Origin of the sequence: Fodinicola acaciae, assembly GCF_010993745.1 — a bacterium.
Lineage (GTDB): Bacteria > Actinomycetota > Actinomycetes > Mycobacteriales > HKI-0501 > Fodinicola > Fodinicola acaciae.
The window spans coordinates 293,440-315,267 of the sequence record NZ_WOTN01000003.1; the positions used below are offsets into that span (position 1 = coordinate 293,440).

The following is a 21,828-nucleotide window of genomic DNA, read 5'->3' on the forward strand; positions in this document are numbered from 1 at the left end:
CCTCCACCTGGACACCAGCGACTCTCAACCAGTGGCGAGAACCGTACTCGGTGCCAGTTTGGCGGCTCGTGCGGCCGGAAACCAGCCGGCGAGCGCACCCGTGAGGACCGCGGCGCCCAGCCCCAGGCCGACCGCGGCCCACGGCACCACCGGTGGCCAGTCGCTGACCAGCGCGTACGCCGTGCTGATGGCAAGGCCAAGCAGCACACCGAAAACGCCGCCGGCGGCGGAAAGCAACACCGCCTCGGTGAGAAACTGCGCACGGATTTGCCCTTTGCGGGCGCCCAAAGCGCGGCGCAGGCCGATCTCCGGTCGCCGTTCCAACACCGAGATGACCATCGTGTTGGCCACGCCGACGCCACCGACCAGCAGGGCGACGGCCCCGAGGCCGAGGAAGAGCTGGACGAAGGTCGCGCCGGCGGTCAGCTGCGCCTGCAACGCGTCCGACGGCCGGCTGACCGTCACCTGGTCCGGGTTGGCCGGGTTGACGCTGGCCGCCAACACCTCGCGTACGTCCTGGACGGACTCGTCCGGCGACCGCTCGTACACCGTCGTCGGATGTCCGTCGAAACCAAGGACACTCTGCGCCGCGTCCCAGCCGACGAACGCGGCGCGGTCGAGATTCGGCGCCAACGTGAGCGGAGCGAGAATGCCGACCACGGTGAACCAGCGGTGGCCGAGATAGATCTGGACACCGGGAGTGTCGATGCCGAGTTGCTGCGCGGCTTTCGCGCCGAGCACGACCGCCGGGTATTTCGCCGTCGCGGCGTTGAGCCACTGGCCGCCGGACGGCCTGCCGGCGAGCGTATCGAGCAGGTTGAGTTTCGCCGCGTTGACACTGATTCCGCCGGTCGCGCGCGGATCCACCTGGTCGTTGCGGTAAACCGGACACTTGTCGAGCTCACCGACCGCGCTCGCGGTCTGCACCGGACCGATGCGCCGCACCATCGCGACCGCGTCCTTGGGAAGTGTGGTGTCGCCGCCGAAAATGTCCTTGCCTGGCCCGACACTGAGCAGGTTGGTGCCGAGTTTGCTGAGTTCCTCGGCCAACCGGGCGTGGCTCGCGGTGCTGATGCCGAGCACCGCGACCATGGCGGCGACGCCGATACCGATCCCCAGGGCCGACAGGACCGCGCGGGTCGGCCGGCCGATCAGGCCGGCGAGGCCGGCGCGTACCAGGTCGGTGGGGGCCTGCCGGGTCCGGCCGGGCAGCACGGGCAGCACGGTCACGCGGCGCGTCCACTGTCGCGCCGGATCCGTCCGTCCAAAATGGACACCCTGCGCGGCATGCTGTCGGCGATGGCGTTGTCGTGGGTGATGACCGCGATCGTCGCGCCTTCGCGGTGCAGGTCATGGAAAAGTCCGAGTACGCCGCGACCGGACGCCGAGTCCAGCGCGCCGGTCGGCTCGTCGGCGAGCAGGATCGACGGCCGGCCGGCGAGCGCGCGAGCGATCGCGACGCGCTGGCATTCGCCTCCGGACAGCTCGGCCGGCCGGTGCCGCAGCCGGTGGCCGAGGCCGACCCGCTCCAGCGCCTCGATCGCGCGCCGTCGGCGGTCGGCCGGCCGTACGCCTTGATAGAGCAGGCCGGCCGCCACGTTGTCGATCGCGGACAGGTGTGGCGTAAGGAAAAACCGCTGGAACACAAAGCCGATCCAATGTGCGCGTATGGCCGCGACCGCTCGGTCCGGCAGGTCCGCCACCGGGTGGCCGTTGATGCGTACGGCGCCATCGGTCGGATGGTCCAGCGTCCCCATCAGCTGCAGCAGCGTCGACTTTCCGGAGCCGGACGGTCCGACGACGGCCACCAGCTCGCCTGGATGGATCCGCAACGAGACCGATCGCAGCGCGTGCACGTCGCCTGGATATCGCTTGCTCACCTCGGAAATGTCGATTACCGGTATCACGCTCGTGCTCATTCTGAGGCCACCGTCACTTTCATGCCATCGCGTACGCCTGCACCGGAAACCTCGACTTTTCCCTGTGCGTACATGCCGGTCGTCACCGCGACGATCTTTCGTCCGCCGCCAGGAGTGACGGCCTGCAGGCCATAGCCGCCTTCGGCGAGCGCCAGCAACGCCGACACCGGCACGGTCAGCACGTCCTCCTTTTTCCGCGCCACGAAAGCGACCTGCACCGGCGCCTGGTCCAGGACCGGCGCGCCGGCGCCGAGGTCGACGGTGACGTTCACGGTTGGTCCCGTGCCGGCGCCCGGCCCATTCTGGTCGGGTTTGCTGGCGACCGTACCGATCGCCGAGACCTTCCCCTGCACCGTGCCGCCGTCCGGCATCGTGACGGTGACCATGCCGTTGAGCTTTGCCTCCGCCTGTTTGTCGACCGGCATCCTGACCGTGACGATCCGCCGCGTGCCGGACGCGTCGAGGATCTTTCCCTGCGCCGGCTGGCCAAGCATGCCGGTGACCGAGGTGACCCGGATGTCACCTGGCAACATGACCACCGCACCTGGCTCGACGCGCCCGGTTTCCGGCAGGTCCAACGACTTCTGCCACTTCCTGATCGCCGTCGCGGTCGCCGCGGTGAACGCCTTGTTGGGCGTACGGTGGAAAAAGCCGAGATCGGCCAGGTTTTGCTCCAGCTCGCGCACGTCCACGCCGTCGCTTGTTCCGCTCGCCAGCGGCCGCCAAAACGGCGTAGTGCCGCGAAACAGCGGCACCGGCACGTTGTTTGCCTTGTAGACGGCCTCGCCCTGACCGATGACCCTGCCGGCGGACGGCAGCCAGGTGAGCAGGCCGGCGCCGGTGCCGGTGCCGGCGATCGAATATCCGCCGGCATACCCGAGCGTGCCGTCGATCGTGTCCTGCTGGACGAGAGTCTGCCTGGTTACCGACGCGGTCTGCGCCGGAGCCGGCGCCGGACTCCGCGCGCCGCCGGCGGCGCCGCGGCCAAGCACCGCGGCGACTCCGGTGCCGCCGACGGCCAGGGCGGCCCCAACCGCGATCAGCACGACGTTTCTGCGGCTCGTCACTTCTTTCCGCCTACCTCTTTCTGGCACTTCGCATAGATTTTCTGGGTTTTCGGCGTCAGCTCGATCGTCTTGCCCTGTTTCGGATCGTCCGACACGTCCAGGCCATTGGCGCGCAGGCATTTGTTGAGCTTCAGCACATACTGCGGATCGTCGCCACCGACACGGTTCTGCTGCGGCATGTATTTCCGGCAGACCGCCACTGCCTTTTCCACCTTGCCGTTGTCGCCACCGATCGGAATCCCCGGCACCGCGATCGGTCCGCCGTTCTTGTCCGGTGGCTGCGGATCGGCGACGTCCACGCCGTGTTGGCGCATGCACTGCGAAAACTTCAACGCAAGCTGGTACGGGTCCGTTGGCACGCCGTTCGCCGCCGCGCCGGCGCTGGCGCTCGCACTGCCACCGGCGCTGGCCACCTCGCTCTTCTTTCCGCCGCCGCAGCCGGCGAGTGCGATGACGACGGCTACCGGGAGAACGGCGATCGCTGCTCTACAGGTCGTTTTCATGCGCCGATTCGTACCGGTCCGGCTGTTTCACCGGCGTTACAGCCGGTTGGAACATTTCTGAAACAGGCCGGCTGCCACCCTCTTCGGAGGGGACATCTAGTGTCCCGAGTCGGGACACTAATAGGGGATGCTCATGCCGACCGGCACACTGGTGTCATGCGACTGACCGCACGCGTACGCCTGGCGGCGACTTTCGGCGCGCTTTTCGTGATCGGCGGCCTGGTGCTCACCACCGCGATCTATCTGCTGGTCCAGGCCGATCTGGTGGCACAGCTGCAGAAAACCATCACGGTGGCCGCGCTGCCGGCCTGCACCGAGACGCCGGCCGGCACGGTGCACGACGGCTGCGTGACAGTCGTGCCGGGGACCCGATTCGAGCCCGCCATGCCGGCCAGAACGGTGCCGCGGGCTGCCGCGGCGTCCGGCGCGACCGTACTGGACAAGTTGCTGGCCACGTCCGGAGTTTCGCTGCTGCTCATGACGATCCTGGTGCTGCTGATCGTCTGGTGGCTGTCCGGCCGGATGCTGCGGCCGGTGCACGAGATCAGCGCGCTGGCTCGCCGGCTGTCGTCGGAAAGCCTGCACGAGCGGATCCACCTGAACGGACCGAAAGACGAGCTGAGTGAGCTCGCCGACACCTTCGACGACATGCTCGAACGGCTGGAGAAAGCGTTCGAGAGCCAGCGAAGGTTCATCGCGAACGCCTCGCACGAGCTGCGTACGCCGGTGTCGATCCAACGCACCGCGATCCAGATCGGCCTGGCCGACCCGACCGCGAGCAGCCTGGCCAAGACCCGCGCCAACCTGCTCGACGCCAACCGGCGGATCGAGCGGCTGCTGGACAGCCTGCTGGTGTTGGCGCGCAGCGACCGCGGCCTCGACCATCGCGAGGACGTCGACCTGGCCGCGACCGCGCGAAACCAGCTCGGCCAACATCGCGCGGCCATTGCCTCGCACGACCTGGAAATCCGTGCGCGCCTTGACGACTGCACGGTCGACGGCGATCCGGCATTGCTGACGCAGCTGGTCGACAACCTGGTCGGCAACGCGATCCGGCACAACACCAACGGCGGATACGTCGATGTGCGTACCAGCGCGGGCAAACTCGTCGTCACCAACTCCGGACCGGTCGTCACCGGCGAGCTGCTGGACCGGATTTTCCAGCCGTTCCAACGCGGCGAAGGCCGCGTGGCTGCCGGTGGCAGCACCGGCCTAGGACTGTCCATTGTGGAGTCGATCGCCGATGCGCACAAAGCCGCCGTCCAGGCCAGACCCGGCCCGGACGGCGGACTCGAAGTGACGGTTACTTTCTAGCTACGGTTGGCGTCCGGTGGTTGCGGGGCGCGCGCGATCGGCCTGGTGGCGATGTGGATTTTCTCGTTGTCCGAGAGATCCTTGTACGGCACGAGCAACGCGACCGACGGGTCGCCGGCGATTCGCTTGTCATTGCTCGGGTTCTGTGTGCTCACGGTCAGCGTGCCGCTGCCGATCCGCACGGTGCCACCGGTCGGCTCGCTGACCCACGGATCGCGCGAGTCCGGGAAGGTGAACTGCGTTCCCAAGCCGATCGCGATGCGGTGGCCCTTCAACAGGTTCCACTCCGCGGACCGCAGCGGGATCGAGTAACTTCCCTTGCGCACCAACGCCATCCGCTGGTCGAACAGGACGGCGATGCCGTCCGGACCGACATCCCACAGCTCGATGTGGACGTTGCCGGTGTTGTCCGGACTGCTCTTGCCGTTCTTGTCCACCACACCGGTCACATTGAGCGTCACCGCCGGCGTGCCGGTCACCCGTACGTCCGACTTCACCGGCGCCAACCAGGTGAACTGCGTGTTCAGCGTCGGCCAGACAGCGTTGGGCTCCGGCGGGCCGCTGGACGGTGGCGGCGGATCGGTGACCGTACGCGCCGCGGAATGCGAGTCGAGATCCTCGATCCTGGCCAGCCGCTTGGCCCGCAGGCTGGCACCAGGCGTCGCGACACCGGTGTCGGTGTAGCTCGCCGGCGCGATCGCGTAAGTCGCGCTCTTGGTCGCCCTCGGCCAGTCGTTCTGGCTGCGCCAGCGGCCGTTGCTGTCCTGGATCGCGAAGGTCGGGTCGTGCACCTGCGACGACTTTCCCTTCAGCGTACGGTCGAACAGCCGGACGACCTCGTCGAACCAACCCTGGCGGCCCATCTCCAGCTGGCCGAACTCGTTGGTCTCGTTGCCGCGTACGTGGCCCCACTGGCCGATCCAGCCGCGGACTTTGCCGCCGTAGTTGTAAAGATAGTCGTGCATTCCCTGCGCCGGCGTGCGGTCGTCGATCACGCCTTGCGTGTAGAGCAGGTCGGCGCGTGCGTTTTTGGCTCCCGCGATCAGATCGCGCGCACGCCAATATGGCGCGGTCGCGCGCGGTGTGTCGTGCCCGACCGTCGTCAACGCCACACAGTTTTTCACTCGCTGCTCGAAAGTCGCGTTGTTCCGATAGCGGGCGGTGTCGTCGGCGTAACCGGTGAAGTCGGTGGCCTCCTCCGCGTACACCTGCGGCAACGAGCTTTGCCACATCGGCACGCCAAAGCTGAACGCGGTGCTGAAGGTGTCCCACACCGGTTCCTGCGCGACCGCGGCCTTCAGGTAGGGATCGCCGAGGTTGGCGGCGATCAGCGAGGTGCTGGCGTCGTACGACTTTCCGTAGATGCCGACCCGGCCATTGGACCACGGCTGCTTGCCGGCCCAGTCGATCGCGGCCTTGATGTCGGCCTGCTCACCCTGGCCGAAATAGTCCGTACAACCGGTGCTGCCGCCGAAGCCGCGCAGGTCGACCTGGACCCAGGTGTAGCCGCGCTTCATCAGCTGCGCGCCGTCGATGAAGTCGCGAAACCGCTCGTTGGGTCCGGCGATTTTCAGGTCGGGATAGCCAAGGCTGCTGTCGAAGTCGTCGTGGCCGAAGTACGGTCCGATGGTGAGCACCACCGGTGTCTTGGCCGTTGCCGGCAGATTGGCCGGACGGAGGATGTCGGCGTGCAGTTCGACCGCCGAGCCGTCGGCGGATGGCCGCGGCGAGGCGAAATACTGCTCGGTCCACAACGCACCGACCGGCACGCGGCCGTTCTGGTCATGACCGGTCGGTGGCCGGTTGCCGTCCGGCGGGTCCGCGTACGCCGGCGCCGCGCCGCCGGCCAGGATCGCGATCGTCGCGGCCGCGGCAAGGAAACTACGTCTCATCTTTACCTTCGCTGTCCGTTGGATGAGCCGATGGCTCGCTCGTCATTCGAGGCACTTCGATGAAACTCACAGAAAAACCAGGCGCTCTTCGACCTCCCCGTAAAAAGCCAGCATGGTAATCTGCGAATCCTTGCTCTCGGATACACGCGGCGTCAAGCAGCTATTGCCGGTTGTCACGGCAGGTTTGCATCGGCTGGCCGGTTGCGGACAGCAAAGTGCCGTATTTCCGCCGGCAGCGGAAATACGGCACGCGTCGGTCGGGCTATCGCATTGGTTTCAGCGGATCATGGCCGATCGACATCATCCGGTGGCGCCACGCCGGGTCGCCCGCCGTGGCGGCAAGGTCGTCGCGCCGCTCCGCGTGCACGCGGTCGACCACCTTGCGGATGACGCGTACGTCGTCGTCGGTCAGGTCGGTCCGCCGCTTGCCGAGGATGCTCAGGACATGCTGGCCGGTCGGCGGCCCGGCCTGGTCCGGAAGCGCCTCGGTCCGCGGTCCGGCGGCACGCGTTCGCAACCACTCGGCCAACTCGCGTGACGACATGTTCACCACCCGGTGGAACTCGTCCCACAGCTGCGTGTCGATCGCACTCTGCGCCATCAGACCATCACCTCCGTTTTCCGGCGTACCCCGCGACGGCCGCCGGTAAACCGGGTTTGATCGGCCGGCGGCGCGGGTAGATCGCAGCTGTGACGGTGGAAACATATCTGGCCGGCCTGGTTTTTCCGGTCGACAAACGACAGGTGCTCCGGCACGCGGCCGAACGCGGCGCGGACGCCGGCATCCGAGCGCGCCTGGAAGCTATTCCGTGTGTCGTATATTGCACGCTCGGTGAGTTGATGGCGGCCGTACGCCGTCATTCGCCGTCGGCCAACATCGCCTCGCGCAACTGATGAAGTGTCCTGGCCAGGATGCGTGACACCTGCATCTGCGAGATGCCGACCTGCTCGGCGATCCTGGTCTGGCTCATGTCCTGGAAGAAACGCAACATCAGGATCCGTCGCTCGCGCTCCGGCAGCGCGGCCAGCAGTGGCTTGAGCGCTTCGTGGTTGTCGATGCCGTCCAGCCGCTCGTCCTCGTCGCCGAGCGTGTCGGCCAAGGTGATCCCGGCGGTTTCTCCCGGCACCTCCGCCGACAATGACTCCGGATGGTAGGCGCGCCCGATCTGCAAGCCCTCGTAAACCCGCTCGATGTCGATGCCAAGATGGTCGGCGAGCTGCGCCGGCGTCGGCGCGGAGCCGAGCTTCTGCGACAGCTCACCGGCCGCTGCGTGCACTGCGAGGTGCAGCTCCTTCGCACCACGCGGCACGCGCAGAGTCCAACTGCTGTCGCGAAAATAGCGCCGCACCTCCCCCATCAGCGTCGGCACCGCGTACGACAGGAAATCGTGGCCGAGCGACGGATCGAACCGGTCGACCGCTTTCACCAGGCCGATTCTGGCGACCTGCACGAGATCGTCATGTGCCTCACCGCGATTGCGAAATCGCGCCGCGATATTGTCGGCGAGCCGCAGATAACCGGTCACCAGCCGCTCGCGCAGCTCGGCACGGCGCGGATCCGACTCGTCCAGGCCGGCCAGCTCGGCGAAAAGCGGCTCCAGTCCAGCGTATTCCGGCTGCGGCTCGGAACCGCCGGTCACTCCGGCACCACCCGTTTCCTGACCAGCTCGATGTGCACCTCCGGCGGACTGTCCGCCAGCCAGGTGCGCGCCGAGTCGACCAGCGTCGACAACACACGCCAGCCAAACGACGCCGTATTCGGCGCCAGCTGGCCGGCGATGCTGCCGTGCACGACGAGACAATCCGGTCGTAGAAGGAAAGTGCAGCGCAGCGTACCGTCGGACTTGGCCATCAACTGTGAGCACAGCTCGTCGATCGCCATCGTGATGTCGGCGATCGCGTCGAGGTCGAAGTTGGCGCGCATCGCGATGGTGTGGGCGACGGCGCGTGCGACCGGCAGCTGGTCCGGCGCGGCCGGCAGCGACAGCTGGATCGGGGTGGCATCCATGGCGGCTCCAGACAGCAGGACAGGACAACGGCTGCCTGCTGAACCGCTGACCTCACTCTATCCCAGGACCGTCGTCCATGACGCGACTGGCATCTCTGGTGCGCGGCGGCTGGCGTGAGGGCGACGTTTTGACGGTTGCCGAGCGTCGGACGACCGCCAAACGTCACCCTCGACATGGCCGACACCGGCCTGACTGTCGGCCCAAGTCTTAATGGCGGTAGCTGTACGCGTGCGCGTTGCGGCCGACGCACGCCTTGGAGATTTCTTTTGCGTTGATGGAAAATAGTTATCCACAGATGTGTTTGGTGGCGTGGTTTTGTCGGTGGGGCCGGTATTATTGGAGGCATGACCACTCCTTCCGTCACCACCGCGCCAGTCGGTGACCCATGGCCGGAAGAAGACGCGGACGTGCTCGCGGCGATGCTGCGCGAGGCGGAGCGGGAGTATCGCAAGGCCGCGGCGCGGGTGTTGAATATCGTGAAGGCGATCGAGCACAAAGAGGCGTACGAGCAGCTGCAGGCCAAGAATATCCAGCAGCTGTTGGAAGACCAGTTGCTGCTCTCCCCGACCGAGGCCAGTCGCCGAGTGCAGCGCGCCCGCGCGTTTTGTCCGGGCATGGCGTTGACCGGTGAGATGTTGGCGCCGAAGCTGGACCTCGCCGCCCAAGCCATGCGCCGCGGCGACCTCGCGGACTCGCAGTTGGACGCGATCCGTACGGTGATCACGAGATTGCCGGCGCACGTGGACTTCCAGCAGCGCCGCGAAGCCGAGGCGGCGATGGTGGAAGGCGCCAAGCACATGGACGCCGGCCGGCTCTACCGGCTCGGCACCCGGTTGCATGCCTATCTGGACCCGGATGGTGCCGCGCCGTCGGACAAGGACGATGCGAAGCCGCGCCGGGAGTTGCATCTGCACACCGGTCGCGACGGCCGCCTCGCGCTGCGCGGCATTCTCGACGCCGAGACCGGCTCCCTGTTGCAGGAAGTGCTCTCCCCGCTGGCCAAACCAGAAGGTGAGGACGGCAAGCCCGATCCCCGATCAGCCGCCGAGCGCAATGGTGACGCGTTGGCCGACATCCTCAACCTGGTCGCTGATACCGGGAAGTTGCCGATCCAGGGCGCCGAACGGCCGCACCTGACCGTGACGATCTCCTGGGAGATGCTCCGCGATTGTCTGGGTGTGGCGCGTGCGTACGAAGGCCTGACCATCAGCCCCGAAACCGCCCGCCGGCTGGCTTGCGACGCGGACATTATTCCAGTCATCCTCAACTCCGAAGGCGTCCCGCTGGACGTCGGCCGCAAGGAGCGGCTGGCCGGCCCAGAATTGCGGAAAGCGTTGATCGCACGAGACAAAGGCTGCACCCGGCCCGGATGTACGCGGCCGGTCCGGCACACGAGAGCGCATCACATTGTGTCGTGGGTCGATGGTGGCACCACCTGCCTGGGAAATTGCGTGTTGCTCTGCGACCGCCACCACCGCGAAATTCACCACACCGACTGGACCATACGGATGAACAACGGCCACCCCGAATTCACCCCACCAATCGACGTGGACTACGAGCAAAAGCCGCTCCGAAATACCTACCACCTGTACGGCTGACCCGAACAGGTGGACCACCAACCAACAACACAATGCGCTCGCTCCTCGCCTCAGCAACCAGAAAGCCGAGACGAGGAACAAGCGCGTCCAACATTCGAAATGAGCCGTTCCTGCTGCCGTGTCAAGGTGTTGATCGTGATCCACGCAGTGGATGGCCAGATAGTCGGCCAACTTGCTCAGGCTCCACACGCTGAACGACAGTTTCCAGTTCTTGGGTTTGCCGCAGGCGATGCGGCAGATCCGCTCACGCGCCTCGGCCGACCATCTTCGGCGCCCCGCTGCGATCTCGCCGATCCGTCGCCCCTGCCCGAAGCCAGCACGAACCTGGCCCGCCGCAACCGAACCAGGGCGCGCGACGTGTCACGACTCCATGGCGAGGTTGCGCACTCTCTCCGTCCACACCCGGTGCGTCGGCCGCCGCCGCATCCAGATCGTCCACGCGGTCAACAGCGCGATCACGGCGAGCAGCACCGGCGCCGACAACGCCACCACCACGTCCACCGGCAACACCATCACCGCGACGATCCGCGCCACCGCCTCGGCCAGCAGGCCGACGCCCCACACGGTCGACCCGAGGACGTAGATCCGCCGGAACTTCGGCTCGGTGGACCACAAAAGGTCCCAGCGCCGCTCGCTTTCCGCGTCCAAAGCACGAAACTTCTTCGAGATAAGATACATCACCGGCCGACCGACCAGCGCCGTGACGATGAACGTCCCGCCGACGAAAATCGTGGTGATCGAGTCTTTCGCGGCCAGCACGCGCACGTCGCCGGTCGTCACCAGACCGAGCAGGCCGAGCAGCAGAATGCCGATCATGAACGCGGCAAGGCCATCCAGGCGCCGGTGCCGGACGAGCACATAGAGCAGCCGCAGGCTGGCGACCCCGGTGCCACCGAGCAGCGACGCCGTCTCGTTCAGGCCGGCCAGCCGAAACCCGAAATACGGCAGCACCGACAGGCCGATGTCCCACAGCAGAAGGCTAATCAACGCTTTACGCGCGGCGCGGCTCACACGTCCTCCTCGTCGGCGATCCAGCTGCCGTGAAATCCGGCCGGCACCCAGCGCGGCAGGTGTACGGTGGCGACCGGCGCCGCGCGGACGTCGGTGGCATCCAACACGACCAGGTCCGAGGTCGCGGTGTTTCGGTTGCTGACAATGGAAATCAGCCAGCCGTCGTCCTCGTTGACACCGTCGGCGGCGGGTACGAACACCGCCTCGCCGGCCAGCTCACCGGGACGCAGTGAATGCACCTCGCGTACGCCGGAAGCCGTGTCGAGTCGTACGATCCTCTGCTCATCGGTGCCGTCCGGATGGCCGACCAGATAGAGAAAACGATATGGCAGACCCACGCGGTTGTCGTTCACGGTCGGAAACTCCAGCAGCCAGTCGTCGACCGGCGACTCGCTCGCACGACCGGTGACCGGGTCGAGCGTCCAACGATAGAGCCGGCGCGACGGACCGGGAGGTGCGGCCTCGACCTCAAGCGCGCGTACGCTCCATTCCCTGGCGAAAGCCACCGGCTCATAGCGCACCGCGTCGAGTACGACGCGACCCTGCGCGTCCTGGCGTGCGTTGCCGACATGGAAGACATAGCAGGGATCGATGGAAAACCAGCGTACGGCACCACCGGCGCGCGGCATCACGCCCAACCGAGCCTCGTGTGTTTCGCTCCAGCGAAACCGAAGACCGCGGATCGCCTTGTCGTGTACGACCGGCAGGTCCAACCACACGACGTAATCCTCGGTGATGGCGAAATCGTGCATCATCGTCGCCGCCGGCACGTCGACTTCGCGGCTCTCGACCAGCTCACCGGCGGCGGAAAGCCGGTGGTAGGTAAGAAAAGGCGGCTCAGTGCCGTAACCGAAGAAATGCAGCTCGCCGGTGACCGGATCGGCCTTCGGGTGTGCCGTCATCGCGGTGGTGAGCCGGCCGCCGAAGTCGTACGCGCCGACCGTGGTCAGGTCACCGTCCAGCTCGTACGGCAAACCGCTTTCCACCAGCGCGAAAATCCGGCCGGCGTGCTCGATGACGTGCGTGTTGGCCGTGCAGGCGGCGAGGTCGCGGCTGCCGTCGGCACGCTCGCGCGGCGCGCCGGCCAGCAGGCTGGTGCGGACCCAGCGGTTGCGATACCAGAGCGCACGGCCGTCCCTGATCCGTACGCCGTGCACCATGCCCGGCTCGGCGAACGGATGCCGCGGCGGCGCGCCGGGCACCGGATTGGGGCCGTTGCGCAGATAACGGCCGGACAGCTCCGGCGGCAGCACACCGTCGACGGGCAGGTCGAAGGCGTCGATCTCATCGACCACCGGTGTGTAGTGACTTTCGACAGTCAGCGTCACGACGGCTCCTTATTTAGCTCAACTGTGCTACGTCAAGCTAGCACGGTCGTGCTATAAAAAGTCAATGCCGAAGGTGGTGGATCCGGTCGAGCGCCGGCAACACGTGGCAGAGGCGGTCTGGCGAGTGATCAGCCGGGACGGCCTCGGACGTGCGTCGATGCGCCAGGTGGCGGCCGAGGCCGGCCTGTCACTGGGGTCGTTGCGGCACTATTTCGCCACGCACACCGAGTTGCTGACGTTTTCGATGCGGCTGGTCATGGACCGCGGCGCCGCGCGGTTGCGCGCGTTGGAGGAGCAGCGACCGGCCGACGGCGTGTTCCGGCGCGACCCGGTCGAGGTGGTCGAGACGGTGGTCAGCTCGGTGCTGCCGCTGGACGCGGAGCGGCAGCTGGAGTCGCAGGTGTGGTTGGCGTTCCTCGGCGCCACGGTCGCCGATCCGCAGCTGCGCGCGATCAGCGACGAGATCTATGACAACGTGCTGGCCATGGAGCGGATGATGCTCCACCAGCTCGTACGCTCCGGCGCCGCGTCCGGCCTGGATCTCGACCTGGAGGCGATGCGGCTGCACTCACTGCTCGACGGCCTGTCGGTCGGCGCGGTCACCCGGCCGGAGCGCGTCACGGTCCGGCGGATCCGCGCGGTCGTACGCCGGCACCTGCGTTCTCTCTGTCAGGAGGGCGACGTCAGCGTCGCCGCGATCGCGCCAGCCGTGCAGACGACCGCGAGAATGCCGAAGAGCACGGGATAACCACCGACGCCGGTGGCGATCACCGCACCGGCGCCGGGTGCGATGGCGGTGGCGATAGTGACCGGCGCCGAGAGGATGCCGTTGAGCCGGCCGTACGCGGCCGCACCCCAGCGGTCGCTGATCGCGGTGGCCTGCACCAATGTGTAGAGGCCGCGCGCCATGCCGGCCAGGATCGCGACCGCGACCAACACGACCGGCGGTCCCGGCACCAGTGCGAGCAAAGCGGTCGTCGCCACCCCGGCCGCGAGGACCGCGACCGTACGCGGCACGGCCGAGACCCGCGCCAGCACCGGAGAGTAGAACAGCCGGCCGGCCACCTGGCCGGCACCGCCGAGGCCGAGGGCCCAGGCCGCCATGGTGGCGTCCATGCCACGCGCGATCAGCAGCGGCACCTGGTTGACCACCACCGCGTACATCGCGAAACCACCAAGCGTCACCGCGGCCAGCAACGCGACGAAACCACGGCTGACCACCACCGCGCCGACCGATGGGCTCGCGTCGGTGTCATGGCGCGGCGCCGGCGGCCACGGCAGCCGCAACACCGTGAGGTGGATCGGGATCGTCACCGTCGCGAGCACGACGGCGAGCACCAGGTACGCCCCGCGCCAGCCCAGCCAGCCGTCCAGAGCGGCGGCGAGCGGCGCGAACACGGTGCTGGCGAAGCCGGCGACCAACGTCAACGCGGTCAGCGCCTTGACCCGGTCGGGTCCGTACCACCGCGTCACGGCGGCGAACGACGGCGGATAGAAGGTGGCGGCCATCGCCGGACCGGCCAGCAGCCAGGCGGCGACGAACACCGGCAGCGTCGGCGCCAACGCGATCGCCACGACGGCAACGACACCGAGCACCGACCCGGCGCTCATCAGGCCGCGCGGACCGTGCCGGTCAAGCCACCGGCCGGCCGGGATGCCGACCAACGCGGACACCACCAACCCCGCGGAAAACGCGGCGGCCACGACCGACACCGGCCAGTGCGTCTGCGCGGTGATCGACGGCGCGAGCACCGGAAAGGCGTAGAAAAGCACGCCCCAGCTGGTGATCTCGGTCGTACACAGGCCGACCAGCGCGGTCCGCCGCGACGGCTTGGCCGTGACCAGGTCCTCGACGGAGGCATCGCTCATCGCTCCAGACAAACCCGCCGGCGCGGCCACCGGCCGGCGGTGTCGCCAAAGTCACGGCGGTTGTCCTGATACGGCCCAAAATCACGGAGAGCCTTGTTATCGTTACGCGACACCCTCGGAAAGGACCGCGATGGCCGGACCCGGGTTCGAGGAGCGTCCGGCGAGGGCCGCGGCGCGCAGACCGCGACAACGACAGCTGCCGCCAGAGGCCGGCGTGGCCGGTTTTCTCGCCGCCGTCCAACGTACGGCCGGCAACCGCGCCGCCGCCGCACTGGTCCGGCGGGTCCCGGTGCAACGCTGGCTCGAACGCACCGCCGACGGTTGGCAGGAAAACAACCGGCCACCGGTCGGCATGTATCGCTACACCGAGATGGTCGAAGGCGAAATGCACGGCTTCGAAAGTCCGGCGGCCGGCGGTCCGTTCGTGATGACCGACTGGCATCGTGACCGTACGACCGTGCCTGGTCCCGAACGTGGACGGTCACCGGCTCGCGACGCGCCGGCCGGCCGTGGTGAGAAACGCCGCCGCAGTCCGAGCCCGCCGAGAAACGAGAAACCGAAACGTATCCGTGGCGGCAGCGACACCGAAGCCGAGCCGGAGCCGCAGTGGTACGACGACAGGCGCGGTCGTTGGCGCACCGGCCAGCCGGATCCGCGCCGTTATCGACCGGCGACGCCGGACGATCGCCTGCGCAACGCCACCGACATGGAGCGGACCGCTGCCGAGCACGGCTATCCCGACGGTCGACGGCCGCCGGTCTTCGTCCGGCGGAAGTTCCGCCGCGTAGTGACGCCGCAGGCGCCCGATCCGCGCGGCCCCGGCCTGCGGATGCGCGACCGCGTCGGACGCGTCGCGTACGTGGACCGGCGCGGCGGCACTCCGCATCTCTCCGTCGTCATGCGACCGGGCGACGACCGGCTCACCCTCGCCGGCAACACCGGCAAGCGGCACGTCACGACGGCCGATCGGGAGGCCGGTGAACGGCAGCTGGACGATGCGTACGGCGCCGGGCCGCTGCCGCGGGACCGGCGCCGCCGGCAGGATTATCTGAAGCTGCGTGCGCTCAAGTCGGGCGACTATCAGGCGACGCACGGTGGAATTCCCTCACTCGGCGACACCAGGCGCGCTCTGACGAAGTCGTCGAGATGGCTCAACGTCGACCGCGGCGGTCGCGGTCAGTCCGAGCACGGAGAGATGACCACCATCGGTGTCCTGCTGGCAGACCTGCGCCGCCGGCCGCCGGCCCCGCCAGGCCAGGTCGAGGAGCTGCCGGTCGGCGGGGTGAAATGCAGCTGCCGCGCCTGCCAGTGGGCCATCGACGCGTTCAACGCACACATCGGCCCGCGCTACGGCTGTCGCCTCGCGGTCTCCGGAACGCACGGCTTGTTGTTTCCTGGCTGGAAAATGCCCGACTGGCTGCGCGACGACCGGACGGCCCGGGACGCGGTCGTCGAACAGGCTCGCCGAGCCGGCTGGCGCTTCGAGGACGGGGTCCTGGTCCCGCCGCGCGACTTCCGACAGGTGGACCGGGACCAGAATCCGGCCGATTCCGAATCCGAATGGGAGGAAATGTCAGACTAGCGGATTTCCCTGATTCCACAGTCCTTTCCGGCTGATGGCTGGCTCGTTGCGACCAGGTCGAGCAGAAATCCCTTGTGGTCGGTGTGTCCTACGACGTGCACCTCGCCACAGCTGTCCCTGGTGAACTGCCGCGAATAGTAAATGTGCTGCAGTCCACTTTGCGGGGTCCGATCGCCGGCGGCCCAGTCGAGGTCTTTCAGGCCCCAGTAGCGATCCGGTGCACAATGCTGGTTGGCGGCTTTGCGGTTGACATCGCCGGCGAAGACGGTCGGATACGTGCTTTGGTCCAGCAGCGTACGCAGGACCGAGCATTCCGCCGGGTTATGGTAATAGCCGCCGTCGTTTTGGGTCGTGAGCGACAGGTGCGCGGTGCAGACACGTACGCCCGAACCGAGCACGGCGCAGACGAAGGACCGATAGCCGTAATATGACGGCCCCGCCTCGAAATATCCGGCGGTGACCGAGCCGCTGGTCCCTTTCACCAGGATAGCGTTGACCGAGTCGCCACGTCCGACCGTACACTGCCGCGCGGCGGTGCCGTAGCCGGACGCGCCATTTCCGCGACCGGTCTCGAAGGCCTGATATGCGTACGGCAGGCCGAGATTCCGCAGCCCGGCGGCGATCGCCACCACGTCGGCACGGCAGCCTTCGCTGATGGTGACCGCGTCCGGTTGGAAGTCCCGCACCCGCGAGATGACCGACTGCCGCTTCGCCTCGGCCATCTGGGTTTCCGCCGGCTCGTAGCCGGCATCGCCAGGATGAAACTGGTTGGGGAAACAGCTGTCCGCCGGATGGGCGGGGTTGTAGATGTTCGAACCCCACATGCACATGTTCAGCTGGAAAACCCGGACGTGAGCCGGCGTGGCCGCCACGGCGGCCACGCCGGAAATCGACGTCAACAGTGCGGCGCCGATAATTCCGGCAATCGGCGCGTACCTTCGGACGAACATTCACTCCTCCTCGTGCGACAGATGCGTGGACGGCTGCGGACGTTACGTCCGGAGGCGATCGCCGGTCAGCATCTTTCAGGCTCAGCCAAAACGCTCGCGGATTCTTGACATGGAACGCCGTGTCGTTTTCCCTTGCTGCGGGGATCAGCGGAGAGGACATTGGTGATGGCTCACCGAAAAGGCCGGCTGGCGCTGCTCATGGCTCTGTTGCTGGCAGGAATGACGGCGAGCCCGCCGGCGGTCGCCGAGCCCGCCGGCGATCCGATCGTCGCGGCCGACGGCAACATTGTCGCCAATGGCGGCTTCGACGCGGGCGATCCGGCCGGACGGCCATCGCGGTGGATTCTCGGCGCCGCGCCGAGCCTGCAGAGCGCGAAACTGTCGACGACGGTCCACTCCGGACACGCGTCGTTGCAGATCTCGGACAACGCGACCGACAACAACATCACCGTACGCAGCGAAAAACGCCTCGCCACCGCCGGCACGACCTACGCGGCAACGGCGTGGGTTCTCGGTGGCAGCGGCACGACCGCCTGGTTCTACCTGGAGTTCTGGGACGTGACCGGCGCCAGGTTGATCGCGGTCGACAAGCAGCCGGCGTTTTCCACCAGCTGGCAGAAAGTGCAGCTCAGCGCGACCGCACCGGCCGGCACCACACACGTGACCGTGGCAATATACGGCGCACAGGCGACTACTGGCGTTTCCTATTACGACGACGTGTCGCTTGTCGCGCAACGCGCGTACGATCCGCGGATCGGCGTCAACCGCGAGCTTTTCGTCGACGGCTACCGGATCGACTCGATGAGCGACGTCGGCCGCGTCGTCCATGCCGGCACCACCGGAAAACCGGTCATCAAAGCCGACCGGCCGTGGGAGAAAACCGTCTACATCTACGGCACGGTCGTGCAGGACGCGTCGACGTACAAGATGTGGTACATGTGTTTCTCGCCGGCAGGTACGTACAACCTGTGTTATGCCACCAGCGCGGACGGCATCACCTGGACCAAGCCTGTCCTCGACATCGTCGACTACGACGGATCCACGGCCAACAACATCGTCCTTCCCGGCGGCGGCACCGTCGTCTACGACCCGGACGCCACGGATGCCAACCGCCGCTACAAGGCGATGAACTATGTCGCCAAGCCGCAGGGATATGACGTCTATTTCTCGCCGGACGGCCTGCACTGGACGGCGTCGACGGCAAATCCGGTCCTGCCGTACGGCGATGTGTCCAATGTGGCCTATGACCGCGTCAACCACCAGTTTGTCGCCACCACGAAACAGCGTATGTTTCTCAGCCAGACACCCGGCACCAACGACCGCGCCGCTTTCGTCTCGACCAGCAAGGATTTCGAGCACTGGACGACACCGACGCTGGCGGTGGAAGGCGACGCCGCCGACACCGCCGCGGCGGTTTCGCACGGCTCCATCGAAACGCAGATCTACGGCATGCCGGTGATCCCGTACGCCGGCACCTACCTCGGCCTGCCGTGGAGGTTCGAGATCAACAACTACGCCGACGGACCGTCCGGACCGGGCTATGGCGACGGCCCCGTCGACGTCGGCATCGCCGCATCGCGTGACCTGACCACCTGGAGCAGCCCCGACCGTGACCCGGTCCTTCCGGTCGGGACACCGGGCAGCTGGAACGACGGCACGATCTACACGGCGACGACCATGCAGGTGACGGACAACGAGTTTCGGCTCTACTACGGCGGTTTCAACGTCGGTCATGGTGGCGGTGACGACCAGCGCGCCAGCATCGGAATCGCCAGCTGGCGCCGCGACGGTTTCGTATCCCTCACCAACGGCGGCGACGACCCCGGCACCGTCACCACCAAACCGATCACCGTCCCGTCCGGCGGTCTTCATGTCAACGCCAAACTGCAGGCCGGCGGAAGCCTGTCGGTCGAGGTACTGGACGCGTCCGGCGCTCCGGTCAGTGGCTTCGAGCACGGCAATCCGATCAGCGGCGACCAGCTTTCCGCGACCGTCTCGTGGAAATCCGGCAGCACGATCGACTCGCTGGCAGGCAAACAGGTGCGCCTGCGTTTCCATCTCGACGGCGGAGACCTGTATTCGTACTGGTTCGCCTGACCACCGATCACCGCCGGCTCACGGTCAGCCGCCGCTGAGCAGCCAGTTGCGCCAACTCTTACGGGTCAGCGGGCGGCCCGGGTGGGCGGCGACGTACAGCACGAATCGCGCACGCGCGGCGACCGGCGGATCGGTCTCGTGGACAAGTCTGCCCACACGCGCGCGAAAAGTCGCGTCGACGACGTGATCGACCAACCGCGCATACAACCAGTCCTTGCATCGGTACGGCCGGCGGATCGCGGCGAGGACGAGGCCTGCGGCGGTCGGGCGCAACGAGTCGGGGACGCCGACCTTTCCGAGCCTGGCCAGCACGAGCTCCTTGGTCGTCCAGGGCGACCACAGGTTGACCTCGGGCGTTCGCCACTCCTGCGGAAATTCGGCTTCCCAACGCAGAAAGAGCAGCGCGTACGTGGTGGAGTCGAGCTCGGGCTCGGATCGCAGGAAGGCCACGATCGGCCCGGTGAAACCGCGCCGCTCGTGCCAGTGATAGTCCGTTTCGGCCTGGTCCCACTCGGCGTGCAGATGTGGCGGCGCTGCCGGCGCGGGCCGGCCGGCCCGCCGCCACACCCGGTTGGACCACTGCCGCGCCTGGACAGCGGCCGCGACGTAGGCGCGTTGACGGTCCAGCGCCCGCGCACGTACGCGCTCGTCGGGATCGACCAGATCGTGCAGCCACGTGTGGTCCAGCGCGTCGGGACGATCGCCGATGCTCATCGCGTCCCTCCCGCCGGTCCACCTGACCGTACGACAGCCGCGGGAGGGGTGTAAGAGCCGTTGACGCAAAAGCGCCGTTCCCGTGGCTTCGGCGGCAAGCCTGTCTTGAAGAGAGACAGAGGTGACGGCAGAAGTTTCGGCGATCGTTGCACTTTTCATGCCAGCGGCGCCCTAAGAGACTAAAGGATCTCGGTAACGTGGTAGGCGACTCCACCATCGACCAGATATCCGGATCCGACCGAGACAATGTCGTTGAGCCACGCGTATTCATTGGCGCCGGTCTCGAACAGCGGGTTGGTCCGGAAGTAGTATTCCGACGGGTCGATCTGATATCGCCCGACCGGGTCCGCCATGTCGGCACGCAGCGAGGTTGGCACGGTCCAGCGTCCGCTGTAGGTCATGCGCACCAACGCCTCGTCGTGCGTACGCAGAGTCAGCCGGACGTCCAAGGTCATCGTGCCGTCCGGACGAAACAGTGCCCAGTCGCCGCCGCCAGGCAGCACTTCACCTCTGAGCTTGGGGCCCTGGAACGAACCGCCGGCGGCACCGAAAAGAACGCGTCGACCGTACGGCCCCTGACCGATGTCCAGCCGTGGCTGCAAATCGACCACGATGTCAAACAGATGTGCCGTCTTGATCGCGCCAACGTCGCGTACTCGCGCGTCAACGGTCATGCCGCCGCTCCGAAGATGTGTCGACGTACGGCATCGGTGGACACCCCCGACTGAGCACACAGCTCGGAGAGGTCGAAATGAAACCGTTCGCCGGCAATCAGGTCGTCGTTGAACGAGAACTGGATGAACACCGGCAGCTCGACGCGCCGGCCGTTGGGGACAACGCCGAACCGGTCACCGGTCATCGTCATCCGCGCGCGGCCCCAGCAGACCAGCGTCTCCCCATCGCTGGCGTGTCCCTCCAGCGCGACGTCGTAATCAGGAAAGGTCGAAAAGAATCCGGTCAGCACCCTGGCGTTCGCGGCCCGGCCGCTTGCCTGGGTCCCGAACGCCGGAGTCACCAACACCATGTCGTCATGCATCAATCGGACCGCCGCCGACACGTCCCCTCTGCTCTTGGCGACCGCCAACGCCTGGGCCAGTTCGAACATTCGCTCGATGTCCATGCATTCCTCGTCTCATCAGCTCCACCTGACACAAAACATACGATCGATCGTATGGTTTGACAATCGGTGTGACGGGCGAGACGCGCGGAAGTGTACGATCGATCGTACGTATAGGCTGTCCGCTCACACAGACGAGGGAGGATGCGGGATGGAGTCGGATGCGGCTGTCACCGACCAGCGACGCGTACGCGGCGCGAGGACCAGGCACGCGGTCGCGCGCCGAGCGGTCGACGTGGCCTCGGTCGACGGTCTGAGTGGCCTCAGTATCGGTCAGTTGGCCGCCGACCTGGGATTGAGCAAGAGCGGGGTGCAGACCCTGTTCGGCACCAAGGAACAGTTGCAGCTTGCCACCATCGAGTGCGCGCGGAGCATGTTCGCCGAGGCGGTCATCGAGCCTGCGCTGAGCGCCGACCCTGGCATGGCCCGACTTCGCGCACTGATCGAGCGCTGGCTGGCGTACGCGCAGACCCCACTGTTTCCGGGTGGATGTTTCTGGGTGGCCAACTACGCCGACTTCGACAGTCGACCCGGACCGGTCCGCGACACCCTCTTTCGCCAGCAGGCACACTGGCGCGCACTCCTCGCTGCCGAACTGCGCCACCTGCAAGAAGAGAAAAAGGTCGCCAACCTCGATCCCGAGCTGGCCGCGTTCCAGATCGACGCCGCGCTGTGCGCGACGAACATCGGACTACGAATCGACGACAAGAACGCTGTCGGCAACGCTCGCCGGACGATCGAGCAAATACTACAAACCGCCGACAGGACCTTCAACGTATGACATCCTCCGCCATCGACGATTGTCCGGATGGCGGATCCGAGCGGTGATCAGCGCGGCCAGGCTGTCGACGGTCGAGG

The 21,828-nt window shown here is 67.0% G+C and carries 22 protein-coding genes; 7 read left to right on the top strand and 15 right to left on the bottom strand.

Annotated elements, in window-relative coordinates; all coding sequences use genetic code 11:
- Positions 1-24: 24 nt before the first annotated feature.
- Genes GNX95_RS27770 through GNX95_RS27785 form a run of 4 tightly spaced genes read right to left on the bottom strand, consistent with a single transcriptional unit; the run spans position 25 to position 3,489 of the window.
- Positions 25-1,230: an ABC transporter permease gene (locus GNX95_RS27770; protein ID WP_163510584.1), complete on the bottom strand. Its 1,206-nt coding sequence runs from the start codon at positions 1,228-1,230 to the stop codon at positions 25-27.
- Entirely contained in the window at positions 1,227-1,919 is a 693-nt protein-coding gene (locus tag GNX95_RS27775) for an ABC transporter ATP-binding protein (protein WP_163510585.1), read from the bottom strand. The genes GNX95_RS27770 and GNX95_RS27775 overlap by 4 nt, the downstream gene beginning before the upstream one ends.
- The gene (locus GNX95_RS27780; protein ID WP_163510586.1) at positions 1,916-2,986 is read right to left on the bottom strand and encodes a peptidoglycan-binding domain-containing protein; all 1,071 of its coding nucleotides are present in this window, start codon (positions 2,984-2,986) and stop codon (positions 1,916-1,918) included. The genes GNX95_RS27775 and GNX95_RS27780 overlap by 4 nt, the downstream gene beginning before the upstream one ends.
- The gene (locus GNX95_RS27785) at positions 2,983-3,489 is read right to left on the bottom strand and encodes a hypothetical protein (protein WP_163510587.1); all 507 of its coding nucleotides are present in this window, start codon (positions 3,487-3,489) and stop codon (positions 2,983-2,985) included. The genes GNX95_RS27780 and GNX95_RS27785 overlap by 4 nt, the downstream gene beginning before the upstream one ends.
- A 156-nt stretch (positions 3,490-3,645) precedes the next feature.
- Between GNX95_RS27785 and GNX95_RS27790 the strand changes: the two genes are divergently transcribed.
- A complete protein-coding gene (locus tag GNX95_RS27790; protein WP_163510588.1) occupies positions 3,646-4,803 on the top strand; it encodes a sensor histidine kinase in 1,158 nt (385 codons plus the stop codon).
- Here GNX95_RS27790 and GNX95_RS27795 read toward each other — a convergent pair.
- Entirely contained in the window at positions 4,800-6,695 is a 1,896-nt protein-coding gene (locus GNX95_RS27795) for a CocE/NonD family hydrolase (protein WP_163510589.1), read from the bottom strand. The genes GNX95_RS27790 and GNX95_RS27795 overlap by 4 nt on opposite strands.
- 262 nt (positions 6,696-6,957) lie before the next feature.
- Entirely contained in the window at positions 6,958-7,296 is a 339-nt protein-coding gene (locus GNX95_RS27800) for a DUF3140 domain-containing protein (RefSeq protein ID WP_163510590.1), read from the bottom strand.
- Between the two features lie 89 nt (positions 7,297-7,385).
- Between GNX95_RS27800 and GNX95_RS27805 the strand changes: the two genes are divergently transcribed.
- Positions 7,386-7,589, top strand: a complete 204-nt coding sequence (locus tag GNX95_RS27805; RefSeq protein WP_163510591.1) for a DUF2795 domain-containing protein — start codon at positions 7,386-7,388, stop codon at positions 7,587-7,589.
- Here the strand turns inward: GNX95_RS27805 and GNX95_RS27810 are convergent.
- Both GNX95_RS27810 and GNX95_RS27815 read right to left on the bottom strand, forming a co-directional pair.
- On the bottom strand, positions 7,553-8,335 hold the full coding sequence (locus tag GNX95_RS27810; RefSeq protein WP_163510592.1) for an RNA polymerase sigma factor SigF: 783 nt from the start codon (positions 8,333-8,335) through the stop codon (positions 7,553-7,555). The genes GNX95_RS27805 and GNX95_RS27810 overlap by 37 nt on opposite strands.
- Positions 8,332-8,703, bottom strand: coding sequence for an ATP-binding protein (locus GNX95_RS27815; protein WP_163510593.1), 372 nt, complete (start codon positions 8,701-8,703; stop codon positions 8,332-8,334). Before GNX95_RS27815 ends, GNX95_RS27810 begins: the two co-directional genes overlap by 4 nt.
- A gap of 345 nt (positions 8,704-9,048) precedes the next feature.
- On the opposite strand from GNX95_RS27815, the gene GNX95_RS27820 reads away from it, so the two are divergent.
- Positions 9,049-10,302, top strand: a complete 1,254-nt coding sequence (locus GNX95_RS27820) for an HNH endonuclease signature motif containing protein (protein ID WP_163510594.1) — start codon at positions 9,049-9,051, stop codon at positions 10,300-10,302.
- Positions 10,303-10,662: 360 nt separating this feature from the next.
- Here GNX95_RS27820 and GNX95_RS27825 read toward each other — a convergent pair whose 3' ends face one another.
- Positions 10,663-11,313, bottom strand: coding sequence for a VC0807 family protein (locus GNX95_RS27825; RefSeq protein WP_163510595.1), 651 nt, complete (start codon positions 11,311-11,313; stop codon positions 10,663-10,665).
- A complete protein-coding gene (locus GNX95_RS27830; RefSeq protein WP_163510596.1) occupies positions 11,310-12,641 on the bottom strand; it encodes a carotenoid oxygenase family protein in 1,332 nt (443 codons plus the stop codon). The genes GNX95_RS27825 and GNX95_RS27830 overlap by 4 nt, the downstream gene beginning before the upstream one ends.
- A 64-nt stretch (positions 12,642-12,705) precedes the next feature.
- Between GNX95_RS27830 and GNX95_RS27835 the strand changes: the two genes are divergently transcribed.
- Positions 12,706-13,389: a TetR/AcrR family transcriptional regulator gene (locus GNX95_RS27835; RefSeq protein WP_163510597.1), complete on the top strand. Its 684-nt coding sequence runs from the start codon at positions 12,706-12,708 to the stop codon at positions 13,387-13,389.
- Here the strand turns inward: GNX95_RS27835 and GNX95_RS27840 are convergent.
- On the bottom strand, positions 13,311-14,510 hold the full coding sequence (locus GNX95_RS27840; protein WP_163510598.1) for an MFS transporter: 1,200 nt from the start codon (positions 14,508-14,510) through the stop codon (positions 13,311-13,313). The two genes, GNX95_RS27835 and GNX95_RS27840, sit on opposite strands and share 79 nt — an antisense overlap.
- 130 nt (positions 14,511-14,640) lie before the next feature.
- Between GNX95_RS27840 and GNX95_RS27845 the strand changes: the two genes are divergently transcribed.
- Positions 14,641-16,092 carry a hypothetical protein gene (locus GNX95_RS27845; protein WP_163510599.1) on the top strand — a complete coding sequence of 484 codons (1,452 nt, stop codon included), beginning with the start codon at positions 14,641-14,643 and terminating at the stop codon, positions 16,090-16,092.
- Here the strand turns inward: GNX95_RS27845 and GNX95_RS27850 are convergent.
- Positions 16,089-17,042: a hypothetical protein gene (locus GNX95_RS27850; RefSeq protein WP_163510600.1), complete on the bottom strand. Its 954-nt coding sequence runs from the start codon at positions 17,040-17,042 to the stop codon at positions 16,089-16,091. The two genes, GNX95_RS27845 and GNX95_RS27850, sit on opposite strands and share 4 nt — an antisense overlap.
- A 165-nt stretch (positions 17,043-17,207) precedes the next feature.
- Here GNX95_RS27850 and GNX95_RS27855 point away from each other — a divergent pair, with 165 nt between their 5' ends.
- On the top strand, positions 17,208-19,139 hold the full coding sequence (locus GNX95_RS27855) for a carbohydrate binding domain-containing protein (protein ID WP_163510601.1): 1,932 nt from the start codon (positions 17,208-17,210) through the stop codon (positions 19,137-19,139).
- A gap of 24 nt (positions 19,140-19,163) precedes the next feature.
- On the opposite strand, the gene GNX95_RS27860 is transcribed toward GNX95_RS27855, so the two are convergent.
- The 3 genes from GNX95_RS27860 to GNX95_RS27870 all read right to left on the bottom strand — a co-directional run bounded on the left by GNX95_RS27860 (position 19,164) and on the right by GNX95_RS27870 (position 20,973).
- Positions 19,164-19,853: a hypothetical protein gene (locus tag GNX95_RS27860; RefSeq protein ID WP_163510602.1), complete on the bottom strand. Its 690-nt coding sequence runs from the start codon at positions 19,851-19,853 to the stop codon at positions 19,164-19,166.
- A gap of 179 nt (positions 19,854-20,032) precedes the next feature.
- Positions 20,033-20,527, bottom strand: a complete 495-nt coding sequence (locus GNX95_RS27865) for a DUF3237 domain-containing protein (protein ID WP_163510603.1) — start codon at positions 20,525-20,527, stop codon at positions 20,033-20,035.
- Positions 20,524-20,973: an ester cyclase gene (locus GNX95_RS27870; protein WP_222853998.1), complete on the bottom strand. Its 450-nt coding sequence runs from the start codon at positions 20,971-20,973 to the stop codon at positions 20,524-20,526. Before GNX95_RS27870 ends, GNX95_RS27865 begins: the two co-directional genes overlap by 4 nt.
- A 274-nt stretch (positions 20,974-21,247) precedes the next feature.
- On the opposite strand from GNX95_RS27870, the gene GNX95_RS27875 reads away from it, so the two are divergent.
- Positions 21,248-21,751 (top strand): TetR/AcrR family transcriptional regulator, encoded by a 504-nt coding sequence (locus GNX95_RS27875; protein ID WP_343035006.1) that lies wholly within the window; start codon positions 21,248-21,250, stop codon positions 21,749-21,751.
- The last annotated feature ends 77 nt before the right edge of the window (positions 21,752-21,828 follow it).